The following is a 15,823-nucleotide window of genomic DNA, read 5'->3' as shown; positions in this document are numbered from 1 at the left end:
TCCGCGCCGACCGCGCATCCACGGTGACCGGGCGCACCCGCTCCGACCCCGCCGACCACGCACCCGCGCCGACCGGGCGCACCCGCGCCGCCCGACCGCGACGTCGTGTCGGGTCGGGCGGCGGTCGGGTCAGTTGATGGTCCAGGTGTCGCCGGTGGCGAGCAGGGCGGCGAGTTGCTGCTCGGGGGTGTCGCTGACCTTGGCCTTCGCGGTGGCCACCTGCTCCTGCACCACGCCGTCGTAGGACGGGCGGTCGACGTTGCGGAACACCCCGATCGGGGTGTTGCGCAGGTCCAGCCCGGGCAGCCGGGACAGCGCGAAGGCGTACGCCGGGTCGTTGACCGTGGCGTCGTGCACCACGATCTCCTCCGCCGGGGTGGCCGCCGTCTCCCGGACCTCCAGCCCGAAGCCGCCCGGCGGGTGGACGACGCAGAACTGGCCGTCCTTACCGAAGGTGATGGGCTGCCCGTGCTCCAGCCGGATCAGGAAGTCGTCCCGGGTGGCCGGCTCCTTCAGCGTCTCGAACGCGCCGTCGTTGAAGATGTTGCAGTTCTGGTAGATCTCCACGAACGCCGAGCCCTGGTGCTCGGCGGCGGCCCGCAGCACCGACTGGAGGTGCTTGCGGTCCGAGTCGATGGTGCGGCCGACGAAGGTCGCCTCCGCGCCCAGCGCCAGCGAGAGCGGGTTGAACGGGGCGTCCGCCGAGCCGACCGGGGTCGACTTGGTGATCTTTCCGACCTCGGAGGTGGGCGAGTACTGCCCCTTGGTCAGGCCGTAGATGCGGTTGTTGAAGAGCAGGATCTTCAGGTTGACGTTGCGGCGCAGCGCGTGGATCAGGTGGTTGCCGCCGATCGACAGCGCGTCGCCGTCACCGGTGACCACCCAGACCGACAGATCCGGCCGGGACACCGACAGGCCGGTGGCGATCGCCGGCGCGCGGCCGTGGATCGAGTGCATCCCATACGTGTTCATGTAGTACGGGAAGCGCGACGAGCAGCCGATCCCGGAGACGAAGACGATGTTCTCCCGCGGGATGTTCAGCTCGGGCATGAACTGCTGGACGGCGGCCAGGATCGCGTAGTCGCCGCAGCCGGGGCACCAGCGCACCTCCTGGTCGGACTTGAAGTCCTTGGCGGTGAGCTTGAGGGCGACGGGCTCAGACATTCTTCAGGACCTCTTCCAGCATCGTCTCCAGCTCGGCGGCGGTGAACGGCAGGCCGCGGACCTGGTTGTAGCCGATCGCGTCGACCAGGTACCGCGCCCGGATCACGTGGGCGAGCTGGCCGAGGTTCATCTCGGGGATGACTACCCGGTCGTAGGAGCGCAGCACCTCGCCGAGGTTGGCCGGCATCGGGGCCAGGTGGCGCAGGTGCGCCTGGGCGACGGAGAGCCCGCGCTGGCGCAGCCCCCGGCAGGCGGCCCCGATCGGCCCGTACGTGGAGCCCCAGCCGAGCACCAGCAGCCGGGCGTCGCCGTCCGGGTCCTCCACCTCGATGTCCGGCACCGGGATGGTCTCGATCCGGGCCGCCCGGGTGCGCACCATGAAGTCGTGGTTCGCCGGGTCGTACGAGATGTCGCCGGTCTTGTCGGCCTTTTCCAGGCCCCCGATCCGGTGCTCCAGGCCGGGCGTGCCGGGGACGGCCCACGGCCGGGCCAGGGTCTCCGGGTCGCGCAGGTAGGGCAGGAAGGTGCCGTCGGAGCCGTTGGGCTCGCTGGCGAACTCGACCCGCAGGTCGGGCAGGGACGCCACGTCGGGCAGCAGCCACGGCTCGGAGCCGCTGGCGATGTAGTTGTCCGACAGCAGGATCACCGGGGTGCGGTAGGTCAGCGCGATCCGGGCCGCCTCGATGGCCGCGTGGAAGCAGTCCGAAGGCGACTTCGGCGCGATCACCGCGACCGGCGCCTCGCCGTGCCGGCCGTACAGGGCCAGGTTCAGGTCGGCCTGCTCGGTCTTGGTGGGCATGCCGGTGGACGGCCCGGCCCGCTGCACGTCCACGATGACCAGCGGCAGCTCCAGCGCCACGGCGAGCGAGATGGTCTCGCTCTTGAGCGCCACGCCCGGACCGCTGGTGGTGGTGACCCCGAGCGAACCGCCGTACGAGGCGCCGAGGGCGGCGCCCACCGCGGCGATCTCGTCCTCGGCCTGCATCGTGATCACGCCGAACTTCTTGTGCTTGCTCAGCTCGTGCAGGATGTCCGACGCCGGGGTGATCGGGTAGGCCCCGAGGAAGACCGGCAGCCCGGAGCGGACCCCGGCGGCGACCAGGCCCAGCGACAGGGCGGCGTTGCCGGTGATGTTCCGGTAGGTGCCCGACTGCATCTTGGCCGGCTTGACCTCGTACCGGACGGCGAAGTCCTCGGTGGTCTCGCCGAAGTTCCAGCCCGCCTTGAAGGCGGCCACGTTCGCGGCCACCAGCTCGGGCCGGGCGGCGAACTTACGCTCCAGGAACCGGAGGGTGGACTCGTACGGCCGGGAGTACATCCAGGAGAGCAGGCCGAGGGCGAACATGTTCTTGGCCCGCTCGGCGTCCTTCTTGGACACCTCCTGCTCGGCCAGCGCCCCGACCGTCATCGAGGTCAGGGCCACCGGGTGCACCACGTAGCCGGCGAGCGAGTCGTCGTCCAGCGGGCTGCTCGCGTATCCCACCTTGGCCAGGTTGCGCCGGGTGAACTCGTCGGTGTTGACGATGATGTCCGCGCCGCGCGGCAGGTCGGCCAGGTTGGCCTTGAGCGCGGCCGGGTTCATCGCCACCAGCACGTTGGGCGCGTCGCCGGGGGTGAGGATGTCGTAGTCGGCGAAGTGCACCTGGAAGCTGGACACGCCGGGCAGGGTCCCGGCGGGGGCGCGGATCTCCGCGGGGAAGTTCGGCAACGTGGAGATGTCGTTGCCCAGCTGCGCGGTCTCGGAGGTGAACCGGTCGCCGGTCAACTGCATGCCGTCGCCGGAGTCGCCGGCGAACCGGATGACCACCCGGTCCAGTTGACGGATCTGCTTGGTCACTGTGCCACCTTCGTTCGCGACTGCGGGGCTCGCAAGACCGGCTCACTCCTGGCGCTCACGCCTGCACCTCGTTTCGTCCAGCGCCTTCGCGGAGGCGGCTGAACATGATGGTGACCCCGCCGTGCCCGGCCACGTGACCTCCCTGACGCGCCGCTGCGCCCGGCCCACGGATGGCTGGCCCGGCCCGCTTGGTTTCTCACTCAGAGCCTACGTCGGATGGGTGGGTCGACTCCGCCGGAGGCCCGACGAATGGGACAGGATCGCACGATGGAATATGCCAATTCACGACGTTTGCGGCCACCCGCCGTAATCGAGATCACGGTCGGGTGGCGCGCCCCCGGTCAGTCGGTGGAACCCGGGGCCGGCGCGGCCGGTGGGTCGGCGAACCGCCGGCGCAGCGACGAGGTGGCCAGCCCGAGGGCGAGGATCACCAGCAGGCCGGAGACGGTGACCAGCAGGACGGCGGTGTGCCGTACCGACAGGCCACCCCCGTCGCCGCCACGCTGCCCGGCCGCGGCCAGCACGCCCTGCGAGCCGGTCGGCGCGACGGTGGCGACCGGCGGCGTGGTCAGCGCCGCCGCGGCGGTGATCCGGAAACTCATCTGCATCTTCCGGGACGGCCCGTTGCGCGGGTCGAGCAGGCCGGAGACCGCGCCGGCCAGCGGGCTCTGCCGCTGCGCCGCCGTGGTCGCGGCCACGACGAACCGCAGCTCGGCGCTGCGGCCGGCGGCCACCACCCCGACGTCACACCCGGTACGCCCGTCCGGCTGCGCCGTGCAGCCGGCCGGCAGGTCCGGCACGCTCACCCCGGCGGGCAGGGCCAGCTCGACCCGACCCCGGGCGTCGACCTGGCCGGTGTTGCCCAGCCGGACGGCGAGCGGGCTCGGTGCGCCGGTGATGTCGAAGGCGAGCGGGTCGGCGTGCAGCGAGATGCCGGGCACCGGCGGGCCGGGCGGGAAGAGCACCGCGAAGCCCTCGTCGTCGGCGGCCGTGCCGCTCGCCGAGGGGGAGTAGGCGTTGACCCGGACCGAGCCGCTGAGCGGCATCCGGCGCCAGGCGTCGCCGTCGACCCGTACCCGGACCTGGGCGCTGAATCGCGCGCCGGGCGCGGCCGTCCACTCCCCGCAGCGGTAGCCGCGGGTGCCCACCGGGGCGCAGCCGGGGGTGCCGGCGTCGGCCAGTCCCGGCGGCAGCGTGTAGCCGAGCCGGACCTGCTCGGTGACCGTGCCGGTGTTGGCCACGGTGACCAGCAGGGTGGCCGGCGTGCTGCGGGCGTTCCAGTACGTGTCGGCCAGCACCAGGTCCTCGGTGGTCACCCGGACCCCCAGCTCGCCGCGCGGCGGTTGCGCCGGCGGCGGCGGGCCGGCGGGCGGCGCGGCCGGCGGCGGGGGCGGCGGGGGCGGGGGCACCGGGGCCTTCGCGGTCGGCGAGGTGGTGGACGGCGACGGTCGGGCCGGTGCGGGGGCGGTGGTGGTCGGCGCCGGGGCGGTGGTGGTGGGCGCCGGCGGGGTGGTCGCCGGGGGCGGGCTCACCGTGGGCGGGGCGCTGGTCGGCACCGGGTCGGTGGTGGCCGTCGGCTCCGGGGTCGGGTCGTCGCCCGGTTCGGCGGTCGGTTCGGGGAGCACCACGCCCGGGCCGGTGGCCGTGACGGCCGCGCCGTGGACCGGGCCGGCGGTCGCGGGGCCGGCCAGCGCGGCGGCGGCCAGCACGCCGGCGGCGAGGGCGGCCGCGAGCGCCGATCCGGTGCGCCGACCGGCGCGGCGGACCCGGCGTACGTCGTGGCGCGCCATCTGACCTCCGTGACTCTGGGTGAAGATGTTCATCGTCTGCAACAGTTGCCTTGGTGCACTAGTACCCCCGTGGAAACAAATCCGTAACAGCCTCGGACCGCTGCGCGTTCCGGGGCGGTAGGCTGACTCATCGTGACCGGTTACCTGGGCTCTTACCTGACGCTCGGGCTGTTGCTGCTCGCCGGCGTCGCCTTCTTCGGCATAGCGTTCTCGGCCAATCGGTTGTTACGTCCTGCCCGACCGGCCGATCCCGTCGGCAAGCGGGCGACCTACGAATGCGGCCTCGACCCGGTCGGCGGCGACTGGGCTCAGGTGCAGATCCGTTACTACGTGTACGCCTTCTTCTACGTGCTGTTCGCGGTGGAGGCGGTCTTCCTCTTCCCCTGGGCGGTGGTCTTCGACCGGCCCGGCTTCGGCCTGGTGACCGTGGTCGAGATGGCGGTCTTCGTGGGCGTACTGGCCCTCGGCATCCTCTACGCGTGGCGCAAGAACGTGCTCCGCTGGAGCTGACCCGGGTTGGGTTAGGAGGGGGCCCCTGTTATCGCCTACGCGATAGGAAGGGGCCCCGCCCAACAGGTGTGGGCGCGCTCAGGCGAGGCCGCGCCGGGTGGCCGCCGGCGGCCGGTCGCCGCGGATCGAGGCCACCATGTCGAGCACCCGCCGGGTCGGCGCCACCTGGTGGGCGCGGAACACCCGGGCGCCCAGCCACGCCGAGACCGCCGTCGCGGCGAGCGTGCCCTCCAGCCGCTCGGCCACCGGCAGGTCCAGCGTCTCGCCGATGAAGTCCTTGTTGGAGAGGGCGACGAGCAGCGGCCATCCGGTGCCGGTCAGCTCGTCCAGCCGGCGGGTGATCTCCAGCGAGTGCCGGGTGTTCTTGCCGAAGTCGTGTGCCGGGTCGATCAGGATGCCGTCCCGCCGTACGCCGAGCGAGACCGCGCGTTCGGCGAGCCCGGTCACGGTGGTCACCACGTCGGCCACCACGTCGTCGAAGGCGGCCCGGTGCGGCCGGGTCCGCGGCGCCAGCCCGCCGGCGTGCGAGCAGACCAGCCCCGCGCCGGTGCGCGCGGCCACCCGGGCGAGCGCCGGGTCGGCCCCGGACCAGGTGTCGTTGAGCAGGTCCGCGCCGGCGGCGACCGCCTCGACCGCCACCTCGGCCCGCCAGGTGTCGATGGAGATGACCACGTCGGGGAAGGCGGCCCGGACGGCGGCGATGGTGTCCACGGTCCGGTCGATCTCCTCGGCCACGTCGACCTGTTCGCCCGGGCCGGCCTTCACCCCGCCGATGTCGATGATGTCGGCGCCCTCGGTCACCGCCCGCTCGACGGCCCGCAGCGCACTGTCCGCGGCGAACGTCGCGCCCCGGTCGAAGAAGGAATCCGGGGTGCGGTTGACGATCGCCATCACCACCAGCTCGCCGGGGGCGAAGGTCCGCCCACCCAGCCGCAGCGCCCCGGCCATGCCCCGCCTCCCGCCTGCCCGTCCGCCGGCGGCCACCCGGCCGGCGCCCCCGACGCTAACCGGTCCGCCGACGCCGCGCGCCGCCGGGCGGTTCCGGTGGCCGGACGGCACGAGCCGGTACCGGAGCGGGTGTGGGGGTCGCTCCGGCGCGATCGGCATGCCACGATTCACTCCATGGGTCAGGTTCTGCTCCTTCTGGTCGTCGCGCTGACCGTGGCGGCGGTGGTGTTCGGGGTGACCGTGCTGGTCTCCGGCCGCGATCCCGGCTTGGCGCCGGTCGAGCCGGATGGGCGCGCGATCCCGCTGCCGGGCACCCGCCCGCTGCGCGAGTCGGACGTCGGCGAGGTCCGCTTCGACACCGCGCTGCGGGGCTATCGGATGGCCCAGGTCGACCAGGCGCTACGCCGGGCGGCGTACGACATCGGCTACAAGTCGGAACTGATCGACGTGCTGGAGGCCGAGGTCAAGGCGCTGCGCGAGGGGCGCACCGAGGACGCCGACGCGCTCCGGCAGGCCCGCGATCAGGCGGCCGAGGCGGGCGCGGCCGAGCCGGACTCGACCCCCGCTGAAGCGGTCGGCACGGGCGTGATCGAGCTGGGCACGGTGGACGGCCCCGGCCGGACCGCCGTCGGGACCGGCGAGGGCGAGACCGGCGCCCCGGCCACCAGCGAGGAGCCCACCACCAGGGACGCGACCGGCGGCGCGCCGGCCAGCACCGCGCCCGCCAGCACCGCGCCGACCGATGCCGGGCCGACCACGACCGGAACGGCCGCCGAGCGGGCCGACGCCGACCGGGCGAGCGCTATGGGCCCGGTCGAGGGCGCGAGCGGCACGGGCCCGGCCGAGGGGGAGCCGACCAGGGCGACCGGCCCGAGCGGGGCGACCGCTGCCGCCGGCCCCGCCGAGGGTGAGTCGTCCGGAGCCCCGGACGACGCTCCCGAGTCGCCCGGGCGGTCCGGCGAGACGGTCCGGTCGGAGTCGGTGTGACCGGCCCGGAGGGCGGGGACGGCCTGCGCGAGGCCGCCCGGCCCGGGGCCGGCGAGGTGACCGCGACGGTGATCGTCGACGCCCCGGCCGAGCGGGTCTTCGCCGCGTTGACCGCCTGGGAGCGGCAGTCCGACTGGATCCCGTTCACCACCGTGCGGGTGGTCGAGGGGGACGGCGGCGAGGGCAGCCTGGTCGAGGCGGTGACCGCGGTCGGGCCCGCCGTCCTGCGGGACGAGATGCGGGTGGTCCGGGTGGACGCCCCGTACGAGGTCGGCGTGGTGCACTGCGGCCGGATGCTGCGTGGCCCGGGGGTGCTGCGCTGCACCCCGATGGCGCGGGACCGGACCCAGGTGGTCTGGCACGAGTGGTTCCACCTGCCGGGCGGCGCGGCCGGCCGGGTGGCCTGGCCGGTGCTCTGGCCGGGTTCGAAGTTCGGCCTGACCCAGGCGCTGCGGAAGTTCGGCCGCCTGGTGGAGCAGGGCCGCCTGCCCTGACCCGGGCGCGTCCCCGGCGTCGATGAGGACCTGCGGGCGGTCCGGGCTGTCGGTGGGGCCGCCTACCGTATAGGGCGTGACTGACCTGGTGATCGGCCCGGACGGGCGGGCGCGCTGCGCGTGGGGGGCGAGCACCCCCGACTACGCGGCCTACCACGACGAGGAGTGGAGCCGGCCGCTGCACGGCGACGACGCGCTCTACGAGCGGCTGACGCTGGAGGCGTTCCAGTCGGGGCTGTCCTGGCTGACCATCCTGCGCAAGCGGCCGGCCTTCCGGCTGGCCTTCGACGAGTTCCGGATCGAGGCGGTGGCTGGCTACGGCGAGGCGGACGTCGCCCGGCTGCTGGCCGACGCGGGGATCGTCCGCAACCGGGCCAAGATCGAGGCGGCGGTGGCCAACGCCCGGGCCGCGCTGGAGCTGCCCGGCGGGCTCTCCGCCCTGCTCTGGTCGTACGCGCCGCCGGCCCGGCCGGCCCGGCCGGAGTCGTTCGCGGCGGTGCCGGCGCTCACCCCCGAGTCCACCGCGCTGGCCAAGGCCCTGAAGAAGCGCGGTTTCCGCTTCGTCGGCCCGACCACCGCGTACGCGTTGATGCAGGCCACCGGGATGGTCGACGACCACCTGGCCGGCTGTCACGTGCCGGCGCCGGTGCCGAGCCGGGCGTGATCCCGGCGGCGTCGGGCCGACGTGCCGGGCGGGTCGACCGCCGGGCGTGATGGGATTGCGGGCATGACCGACACCGACCACCGGACCACCGGTACGACGGACCCGGACGGCGCCGACCCGACCGGCGCGGGTGCCTGGGCGGTGCTGCTGCCCCCCGGCCGGTACGAAGCGGAGCGGCTCGTCCACCACGACGTGCTGGAGCTGACCGGCCTGGCCGAGGCGGCCCTGCCCCGGCCCGGCGACCGGGTCGCGGTGCTGGCCGACGAGCCGCCCCGGCTGGTGGCCCTGGGCCGGGTGGGCCCGGCCGGCGGGGCGGGGCGCGCGGCCCCGGAGGATCCGGAGGACCCGGATTCCGCGCCGGGCCCGGTGGAGCTGGTGGTGACGTACACCCGGCGGGCCTTCGACGCGCCGGTGCCGATCGACGACCTGCCGCTGGCCGGCCCGGTCAGCGCGCTGGACGAGGTGACCTTCCGGCGGCTGGCCGACCGGCTGGGTCCGCCGCCGCGCCGCCGGTCCTGGCTGGTCAGCCTGGACCTGCCGATCGAGGCGGCCACCCCGGCCGAGGCGGTCGGCCTGTTCTGGTCGTACGTCCAGGAGTTGGGCCCGCGCGAGCTGCCGGCCTTCGTCTCCCCGGCCGGCGACGAGCTGGCCATGCAGGCGTTCGTGCTCGGCGAGGCGGCCAACCAGGATCCCGAAGAGGACGACTGAGCCGCCGGCGCCCGGTTACCGTGCGGGTGACGGCCGGCGGCCACCGGCCCGCGCCGAGGGGGGTCCGATGCGGTTCCAGGACAAGGTCGTGTTCGTCACCGGGGGCGCCTCCGGGCTCGGTGCCGCCACGGCCCGCCGGTTCGCCGCCGAGGGCGCCAAGGTGGTGGTCGCGGACATCAACCGGGACGGGGCCGAGCAGGTCGCGGCCGAGCTGCCGGACGGCTGGGCGGTCGGGGTGGACACCGGCGAGGCGGCCTCGGTGGAGCAGGGCGTCGCGGACGCGATGCAGCGGTACGGCCGGCTCGACGTGATCTTCAACAACGCGGGCATCGACGGGCAGCAGCAGCCGCTGCACGAGATGGACGTGGCGAACTGGGAGCGGGTCCGCCGGATCAACGGCGACGGCGTCTTCCACGTGCTCAGATACGGCATCGCGGCGATGCTGCGCGGCGGCGGGGGCGCGGTGGTGAACACCTCGTCGACCACCGCGCTGGCCGCCCAGGAGAACATCTCCCCGTACACCTTCACCAAGGCCGGCATCGTGGGTCTGACCCGCTCCGCGGCGATCGAGTACGCGGCCCGCGGCATCCGGGTCAACGCGGTCGCGCCCACGGTGGTGATGACCCCGCTGGTCGAGCACTTCATCGACAGCGCCCCCGACCCGGGGCAGATGCGCCGGCAGATGGAGGCGTTCAACCCGAAGCCCGGCATCCCCACCCCGGACGACGTGGCCGGGGTGGTGCTCTTCCTCGCCTCGGACGACGCGGCCTGGATCACCGGCCACACCATCCCCATCGACGGCGGCTACGTCGCCCGCTGACCGGGCCCGCTGCCCGTCAGCGGCCCTCGAAGACCGGCTTCTGCTTGTTGACGAAGGCCATCGTGGCGGCCCGGTGGTCGGCGGTGCCGCCGCAGATCGCCTGGGCCTGTGCCTCGGCGGCCAGCGCGTCGGCGAGGGTGCCGGCGTCGGCGATGGAGAGCTGCCGCTTGATCGCCCCGTACGCGACGGTCGGGCCGGCGGCGAGCCGGGCGGCCAGTTCCTGCGCGGCCGGCAGCACCCGCTCGTCGTCGTCGACGAGCGTGTTCAGCAGGCCCAGCCGGCAGGCCTCGTCGGCGGAGATCGGCTCGGCGAGCATCAGCAGCTCGACGGCCTTGGCGTGGCCGACCAGCCGGGGCAGCGTCCAGGAGGCGCCGGTGTCGGCGGCCAGCCCGACCCCGGCGAACGCCATCAGGAAGCGGGTCTTCGGGCCGCCGATCCGGAAGTCGGCCAGGAAGGCCAGCGAGGCGCCGGCGCCGGCGGCCATCCCCCGGACCGCCGCGACCACCGGCTTGGGCAGGTTCGCCAGCCGGGCCGCGATCGGGTTGTAGTGGGCGCGCACGGTGTCCAGCGGGTTCGCGTCGCCGGCCTCCAGGGTCTGCACGTGCTCGCGCAGGTCCTGCCCCGCGCTGAACGAGCCGCCCGCGCCGGTGAGCACCACGGCCCGGCAGGAGCGGTCGGCCTCCAGTTCGGCCAGGGTGTCCCGGAGGGCCTCCTTGAGCGCCACGTCGAGCGAGTTCAGCGCCGTGGGGCGGTTGAGGGTCAGGGTCACCACGGCGTCGGTGCGGTCGACGAGCAGCGGCTCGGTCACGTTCTAACGACCCTTCTGTCGGGCGGTCCGGTTGGCGGCGTCGAGGCACTGCTCGACGTAGCGGTCGGCGGCCGGCCGGAGCCGGGCCGCGTGCCGGTCGAAGAAGCTGGCCGCGGCGGTGCCGGGCCAGCGCTCGGGCAGCAGCGCCGGGGGCAGCTGCGGGTCCCGGAAGAGGAAGGTACGCCATGCGTGCACCAGCCGGAACCGGGCGGCGTACGCCTCCTCGTCGCCGCTGCGCACGGTCACCCCGGACAGCAGCGGGCGCTGCTCGGCGACGAACCGCTCGTAGGCCTGCCCGATCTCGGCCAGGTCCCAGGCCCGGCGGACCACGCCCATCGCCCCCGCGGTGCCGGCGTGGTGGGCGGCGTTGAACCGCTCGTAGCGCACCCCGGCCTCGGTGAGCAGCAGGTCCACGTCCTCGCCGGGGCGGGTGGCCACCCAGGTCTGCTCGTCGAGGGTGCCGTAGCCGAGGTAGCTCAGGTTGGCGGCGAGTCGCTGCCGCTCCCGGCGGGTGGTGGGGGCCTGGAGGACCAGGAGGTCGAACCGGCCGTCCCAGCTGACCCGTCCGGTCCGGTAGATCCGGGCGGCCGCCTCGTCGAGTCGTCGGGCGGCTTTCGGTGTGATCGAATATCCGGGTCCGGAGGCCAGCCGGAGCGGGTCGAGCCAGCCCTGGCGGACCATCCGGGAGACCGCGGTGCGCACCGCCGGAGGGGCGATCCCGAGCGGCGACAGCAGTTTGACCAGGGCGGCGACCGGTGCGCGGCCACCCCTCGGCCGGAGGTGGTCGCCGTACAGGTCGAAGAGTGCCGACCGTGCCTGCATGACCGCACATTGTGACAGGCCTTCTCAAGATAAGCTAGATGCTGTTACATCAATGCAGCTTCAGTTTGGGTCCGGCGGTGTTCATCAGGGAAAATCGTTGGTCGACACCCCCGCGAAGGCTGCGGTGGTTTATGGCGAAGAGGCTGTGGGGCAACCCACCGACCCTGGTGTAGGTCTGAGGGGAGACAACATGGCGGCGATGAAGCCGCGGACGGGCGACGGTCCGCTGGAAGTCACCAAGGAGGGCCGCGGCATCGTCATGCGGGTCCCGCTGGAGGGTGGTGGCCGGCTCGTCGTCGAGATGACTCCCGACGAGGCCACCGCGCTCGGCGACGCGTTGAAGGCAGCCGCCGGCTGATCGACGGCGCGTACCGGGCGGCGACTGTGTCCGGGCGATTCGTCAATCCCTGAGCCACCGGCCTCCGCCGGTGGCTCAGGGCCTTCGCACCCTGGGGCCGGGCCAGAGCTGCCCGCCCATGATCTTTTCGGAGGTACGGTCCAGCGTGCTGGCGATCCGTCTGACCACCGGGCCGGAGCGGCTCGACACCCTCGTCCTGCCCGTCCGACCGGGCGGGCCGGCCGACGCCGGAGCCTCCGCCGAGCTGGTGCCGACCGCGTCGGCGCTCCCGGACGACGTGCTGGCCGAGGCCGCCGCGCTGGCCCCGGTCGCCCGGCTCACCGGCCGGGCCGGGCAGACCCGGGAACACCTGCGCCCCACCCGTACGCCGGAGCGGCTGCTGCTGCTCGGCGTCGGCGACGGCGACGAGCAGGGGTGGCGGGTGGCGGGCGCGGCGCTGGCCCGGGCCGCCAAGGCCGAGCCGCGGCTCGCCGTGGCGCTGCCCGACGACGCCCCGGCCGCGGTCCGGGGCCTGGTCGAGGGGCTGCTGCTCGGCTCGTACCGGTTCCGGCTGACCGAGGCCGGCGAGGCCCCGGCGCTGCGCGAGGTCGACCTGCTGGTGACCGACGTCGAGGCGTACCGGGAGGTGGTCGAGCTGGCCCGGACGACCGCCGAGAACACCCGGCTGGCCCGGGACCTGACCAACATGCCCTCCTCGGTGAAGAACCCGCAGTGGTTCACCGCCCAGGTGGAGGCCGCCGCGGCCGGCACGCCCGACCTGCACCTGCGGGTACGCGGCCCCGAGGAGCTGGCCGCCGAGGGCTTCGGCGGCATCCTGGCGGTGGGCGGCGGTTCGGCCAGCGGCCCCCGCCTCGTCGAGCTGGACTGGCGACCGGCCGGCGCGAAGCGGCACGTCGTCCTGGTCGGCAAGGGCATCACCTTCGACACCGGCGGCATCTCGATCAAGCCGCGGGACGCGATGAAGCTGATGCGCAAGGACATGGCCGGCGCCGCCGCCGTGATCGGCGCCACCCTGGGCGCCGCCGCGCTGGGCCTGCCGGTGCGGGTCACCACGCTGGCGCCGCTGGCCGAGAACATGGTCAGCGGGTCCGCCTTCCGCCCGGGCGACATCATCCGCCACTACGGCGGGCTGACCAGCGAGAGCACCAACTCCGACGCCGAGGGCCGGCTGGTGCTCGCCGACGCCCTCGCGTACGCGGTCGCCGAGCTGCGCCCCGACCTGCTGGTCGACCTGGCCACCCTGACCGGGGCCAACGCGGTGGCGCTGGGCAAGCGCACCGGCGCGCTCTACAGCGACAACGACGAGCTGGCCGACGAGCTGCTGGCCGCGATCGCCGCGGCCGGCGAGTCGGCCTGGCGGATGCCGCTGGCCGCCGACTACGTCGAGCACCTCGGCAGCGACCTGGCCGACCTGCACAGCTCGCCCGCCGGCGCCAGCTCGGTGACCGCCGCGCTCTTCCTCCGCGAGTTCACCGGCGACCTGCGCGAGCGCTGGGTGCACGTGGACATGTCCGCGCCGTCCTGGGCCGAGGGCGACGACGCCGAGCTGACCAAGGGCGCGACCGGGTGGGGCGTACGCGGCCTGCTGCGCTGGCTGGCCACGCTCGACTGAGCGACGCCAGCGGCCCGCGTTCCGGCGCGCGAGCGCCCCACCTGCGGCGTGGTGGGCTCAGCAGCGCACCGCGGCCAGCAGGCCGTGGCCGACGGGGAGCAGCGCGGGCACCCAGTGCTCGGACTCCCGGATCGCCTTGATCGTCTCGCGGACGGTCACCGTCGCCACGTCGCGGGCGGCGGGATCGCCGATCCGGCCGCCGGCGAGCGCGCCGTTGAGGGCGAGCACCCCGCCCGGGCGCAGCAGCCGCAGCGCGGCGTCCACGCAGGCGCTGAACCCGGTCACCTCCGCGTCCACGAAGACCAGGTCGTACGCCCCGTCGGCGAGGCGGGGCAGCACGTCCAGCGCCCGTCCGGTGATGATCCGGGTCCGGCCGGACGGGAAGCCGGCCTCCACGAAGATGCGGCGGGCGATCCGCTGGTGCTCCACCTCGACGTCGATGGTGGTCAGCACCCCGTCGGCGCGCATGCCGCGCAGCAGCCAGACGCCGCTGACCCCGGTGCCGGTGCCGATCTCCACCACCGCCCGGGCGTTGCCGGCGGCGGCCAGCAGCCGCAGCGCGGCCCCGGCGCCCGGGGTGACCGCGTCGACGCCCACCTCGTGGGCCAGGCTGCGCGCGGTGCGCAGCACCAGGTCCTCGGTGACGTACGTCTCGGCGAACTGCAACACCTGGGCCATCGAGCTGCCGGAATTGGCGACCGTGGCGATGGGACACCTCCGGGCGGCGGGAGTGGTGCGAGGGGCGGGTTGGCGGTATGAGCCTAGAGGCGAGGCCGTTCGGGCGCAGCCGCGCGTCCGCCGTCGGCGATCACGGTCGGCAACCGGTGACTCGACGCGCGCCATCCGTGCAATCCTGGATGCGGTGTCCCGATGGTCGCGGCGGGTTCGGTTCCGGCCCCCGCCGCGTCGGACGGGACCCGGGAACGAGTGGGAGGGCACCGACGTGACCGACGGGTGGGACTGGCGCCGGCCCGGTGATACCCGGGCGCCGGCGGGACAGCCGGGACCCGGGACGCCACCGGCCGGCACGCCGGCGTCGACGGGCGCCCGGGGCGACGCGCCGTCACCGTGGTGGTCCGACGCCCTGGCCGACCCGTGGCGGGACCCGTACGCCCCGACGGCGGTGGTCGTCCCGGCCCCCGGCCCGGACGGCGCGGCCGAGCCGGAGCCGGTCACCGACCCGGACGCCGGGGGCCGGCCGAGGCTGCGGCTGCTGCTGCTCATCCCGCTGATCACCGCGCTGCTCGCCGGCGCCCTGGGCGGGGCACTGGGCTACGCCTTCGCGGTGCACGGCGGGGCCGGCCGGGGGGCCACCCTGGGCGCTCCGGCCGAGGCGCCGGCGCTGGCCCAGCGCAAGCCGGAGTCGCTGGCCGGGGTGGCCGAGCGGGTGCTGCCCAGCGTGGTGACCGTCCGGGTGACCAGCCTCGGCGGCACCAGCGAGGGCTCCGGCTTCATCGTCAGCCCGGAGGGGCACGTGATCACGAACGACCACGTGGTCTCCGGCAGCGTCGGCAAGGCGTCGGTGATCTTCAACGACGGCAGCTCGGCGCCGGCCACCGTGGTGGGGCAGGATCCGGAGTCCGACATCGCGGTGATCAAGGTTTCCCGGACCGGGCTGAAGCCGGTGGAGTTCGGCGACTCCGACTCGCTGGCGGTCGGTGACCCGGTGCTGGCGATCGGCTCGCCGCTGTCGCTGGCCAACACGGTCACCGCCGGCATCGTCAGCGCCCTGGACCGCACCATGCAGGCGGGGGAGCCGGGCGGGCCGACCCGCTACTACGCGGCGATCCAGACCGACGCGGCGGTCAACCACGGCAACTCCGGCGGCCCGCTGGTCGACGGGGCGGGCCGGGTGGTCGGGGTGAACTCCACCATCAAGTCGCTGGTCGCCGACGGGCAGGAGGCGGGCAACATCGGTCTCGCCTTCGCCATCCCGATCAACCAGGCGAAGCGGATCACCCAGGACATCATCGGCACCGGCAAGGCCCGCCGTACGGTGATCGGCGCCCAGGTCGGCGGCCCGAACGCGGGCACCGGCGACGGCGTCCGGTTGCAGCAGGTGGAGCCGTCCGGGCCGGCGGCCGGGGCGGGCCTGCGGGCCGGCGACGTGGTCCTGCGACTCAACGGCCGGCCGATGAGCGAGCCGACCGACCTGATCGCATTGGTACGCAAGTTCGCGCCGGGTTCGGTGGTGACGGTCGAGTACCGGCGGGGCGCCAACCGGCAGAACACCTCGGTGACCCTCGCCGCAGATGCCAAGTGAGCACCCCGCACCTCTTGCCGGACCGGCCTCCCAGGTGC

At 74.5% G+C, this 15,823-nt stretch carries 15 protein-coding genes and 1 pseudogene; 9 read left to right on the top strand and 7 right to left on the bottom strand.

The genetic code is table 11. The annotated features are described in order from the left end of the window. Nucleotides 1-129: 129 nt before the first annotated feature. The 3 genes from K7640_RS07280 to K7640_RS07270 form a co-directional block, all read right to left on the bottom strand. The gene (locus K7640_RS07280) at nt 130-1,164 is read right to left on the bottom strand and encodes a 2-oxoacid:ferredoxin oxidoreductase subunit beta (RefSeq protein ID WP_222953942.1); all 1,035 of its coding nucleotides are present in this window, start codon (nt 1,162-1,164) and stop codon (nt 130-132) included. Continuing rightward, on the bottom strand, nt 1,157-3,001 hold the full coding sequence (locus K7640_RS07275) for a 2-oxoacid:acceptor oxidoreductase subunit alpha (protein WP_222953941.1): 1,845 nt from the start codon (nt 2,999-3,001) through the stop codon (nt 1,157-1,159). Before K7640_RS07275 ends, K7640_RS07280 begins: the two co-directional genes overlap by 8 nt. A gap of 341 nt (nt 3,002-3,342) precedes the next feature. Next, nucleotides 3,343-4,791, bottom strand: a complete 1,449-nt coding sequence (locus tag K7640_RS07270; RefSeq protein ID WP_222953940.1) for a hypothetical protein — start codon at nt 4,789-4,791, stop codon at nt 3,343-3,345. Nucleotides 4,792-4,923: 132 nt separating this feature from the next. Here K7640_RS07270 and K7640_RS07265 point away from each other — a divergent pair, with 132 nt between their 5' ends. Then, entirely contained in the window at nt 4,924-5,301 is a 378-nt protein-coding gene (locus K7640_RS07265) for an NADH-quinone oxidoreductase subunit A (RefSeq protein ID WP_222953939.1), read from the top strand. A gap of 78 nt (nt 5,302-5,379) precedes the next feature. Here K7640_RS07265 and folP read toward each other — a convergent pair whose 3' ends face one another. Then, entirely contained in the window at nt 5,380-6,249 is an 870-nt protein-coding gene (gene folP / locus K7640_RS07260; protein WP_222953938.1) for a dihydropteroate synthase, read from the bottom strand. A 174-nt stretch (nt 6,250-6,423) separates the two neighbouring features. Here folP and K7640_RS07255 point away from each other — a divergent pair. The 5 genes and pseudogenes from K7640_RS07255 to K7640_RS07235 form a co-directional block, all read left to right on the top strand. Continuing rightward, nucleotides 6,424-6,946: pseudogene (locus tag K7640_RS07255) on the top strand (DivIVA domain-containing protein); the annotation flags it as partial. A 286-nt stretch (nt 6,947-7,232) separates the two neighbouring features. Continuing rightward, on the top strand, nt 7,233-7,730 hold the full coding sequence (locus tag K7640_RS07250) for an SRPBCC family protein (protein WP_222953937.1): 498 nt from the start codon (nt 7,233-7,235) through the stop codon (nt 7,728-7,730). Between the two features lie 76 nt (nt 7,731-7,806). Next, on the top strand, nt 7,807-8,394 hold the full coding sequence (locus K7640_RS07245) for a DNA-3-methyladenine glycosylase I (RefSeq protein ID WP_222953936.1): 588 nt from the start codon (nt 7,807-7,809) through the stop codon (nt 8,392-8,394). Nucleotides 8,395-8,457: 63 nt separating this feature from the next. Then, nucleotides 8,458-9,102, top strand: a complete 645-nt coding sequence (locus tag K7640_RS07240) for a hypothetical protein (protein WP_222953935.1) — start codon at nt 8,458-8,460, stop codon at nt 9,100-9,102. A 67-nt stretch (nt 9,103-9,169) separates the two neighbouring features. Next, complete coding sequence (locus tag K7640_RS07235) at nt 9,170-9,922, top strand: SDR family NAD(P)-dependent oxidoreductase (protein ID WP_222953934.1); 753 nt, start codon at nt 9,170-9,172, stop codon at nt 9,920-9,922. A 16-nt stretch (nt 9,923-9,938) separates the two neighbouring features. Here K7640_RS07235 and K7640_RS07230 read toward each other — a convergent pair whose 3' ends face one another. Then, the gene (locus tag K7640_RS07230) at nt 9,939-10,730 is read right to left on the bottom strand and encodes an enoyl-CoA hydratase/isomerase family protein (protein WP_222953933.1); all 792 of its coding nucleotides are present in this window, start codon (nt 10,728-10,730) and stop codon (nt 9,939-9,941) included. 3 nt (nt 10,731-10,733) lie between these two features. After that, nucleotides 10,734-11,552 (bottom strand): PaaX family transcriptional regulator C-terminal domain-containing protein, encoded by an 819-nt coding sequence (locus tag K7640_RS07225; RefSeq protein WP_222953932.1) that lies wholly within the window; start codon nt 11,550-11,552, stop codon nt 10,734-10,736. Between the two features lie 190 nt (nt 11,553-11,742). Here K7640_RS07225 and K7640_RS07220 point away from each other — a divergent pair, with 190 nt between their 5' ends. Beyond that, nucleotides 11,743-11,910 carry a DUF3117 domain-containing protein gene (locus K7640_RS07220; RefSeq protein WP_013283866.1) on the top strand — a complete coding sequence of 56 codons (168 nt, stop codon included), beginning with the start codon at nt 11,743-11,745 and terminating at the stop codon, nt 11,908-11,910. 145 nt (nt 11,911-12,055) lie between these two features. Continuing rightward, a complete protein-coding gene (locus tag K7640_RS07215; protein ID WP_222954329.1) occupies nt 12,056-13,522 on the top strand; it encodes a M17 family metallopeptidase in 1,467 nt (488 codons plus the stop codon). A 57-nt stretch (nt 13,523-13,579) separates the two neighbouring features. Here the strand turns inward: K7640_RS07215 and K7640_RS07210 are convergent, their stop codons facing one another. Next, entirely contained in the window at nt 13,580-14,200 is a 621-nt protein-coding gene (locus tag K7640_RS07210) for an O-methyltransferase (RefSeq protein ID WP_222953931.1), read from the bottom strand. Between the two features lie 265 nt (nt 14,201-14,465). On the opposite strand from K7640_RS07210, the gene K7640_RS07205 reads away from it, so the two are divergent. After that, a complete protein-coding gene (locus K7640_RS07205) occupies nt 14,466-15,785 on the top strand; it encodes a S1C family serine protease (protein WP_222953930.1) in 1,320 nt (439 codons plus the stop codon). Nucleotides 15,786-15,823: the final 38 nt, after the last annotated feature.

The organism is Micromonospora sp. PLK6-60, from assembly GCF_019890675.1.
GTDB lineage: Bacteria > Actinomycetota > Actinomycetes > Mycobacteriales > Micromonosporaceae > Micromonospora.
Note: the sequence above shows the minus strand (reverse complement) of the source record. Positions and strands in the feature narration are given on the sequence as shown.

What these genes read in the sequence shown, in the direction of transcription:
- K7640_RS07280 (WP_222953942.1), bottom strand. Translation starts at nt 1,164, where the DNA reads ATGTCTGAGCCCGTCGCCCTCAAGCTCACCGCCAAGGACTTCAAGTCC.
- K7640_RS07270 (WP_222953940.1), bottom strand. Translation starts at nt 4,791, where the DNA reads ATGGCGCGCCACGACGTACGCCGGGTCCGCCGCGCCGGTCGGCGCACC.
- folP (WP_222953938.1), bottom strand. Translation starts at nt 6,249, where the DNA reads ATGGCCGGGGCGCTGCGGCTGGGTGGGCGGACCTTCGCCCCCGGCGAG.
- K7640_RS07240 (WP_222953935.1), top strand. Translation starts at nt 8,458, where the DNA reads ATGACCGACACCGACCACCGGACCACCGGTACGACGGACCCGGACGGC.
- K7640_RS07235 (WP_222953934.1), top strand. Translation starts at nt 9,170, where the DNA reads ATGCGGTTCCAGGACAAGGTCGTGTTCGTCACCGGGGGCGCCTCCGGG.
- K7640_RS07225 (WP_222953932.1), bottom strand. Translation starts at nt 11,552, where the DNA reads ATGCAGGCACGGTCGGCACTCTTCGACCTGTACGGCGACCACCTCCGG.
- K7640_RS07220 (WP_013283866.1), top strand. Translation starts at nt 11,743, where the DNA reads ATGGCGGCGATGAAGCCGCGGACGGGCGACGGTCCGCTGGAAGTCACC.
- K7640_RS07210 (WP_222953931.1), bottom strand. Translation starts at nt 14,200, where the DNA reads ATGGCCCAGGTGTTGCAGTTCGCCGAGACGTACGTCACCGAGGACCTG.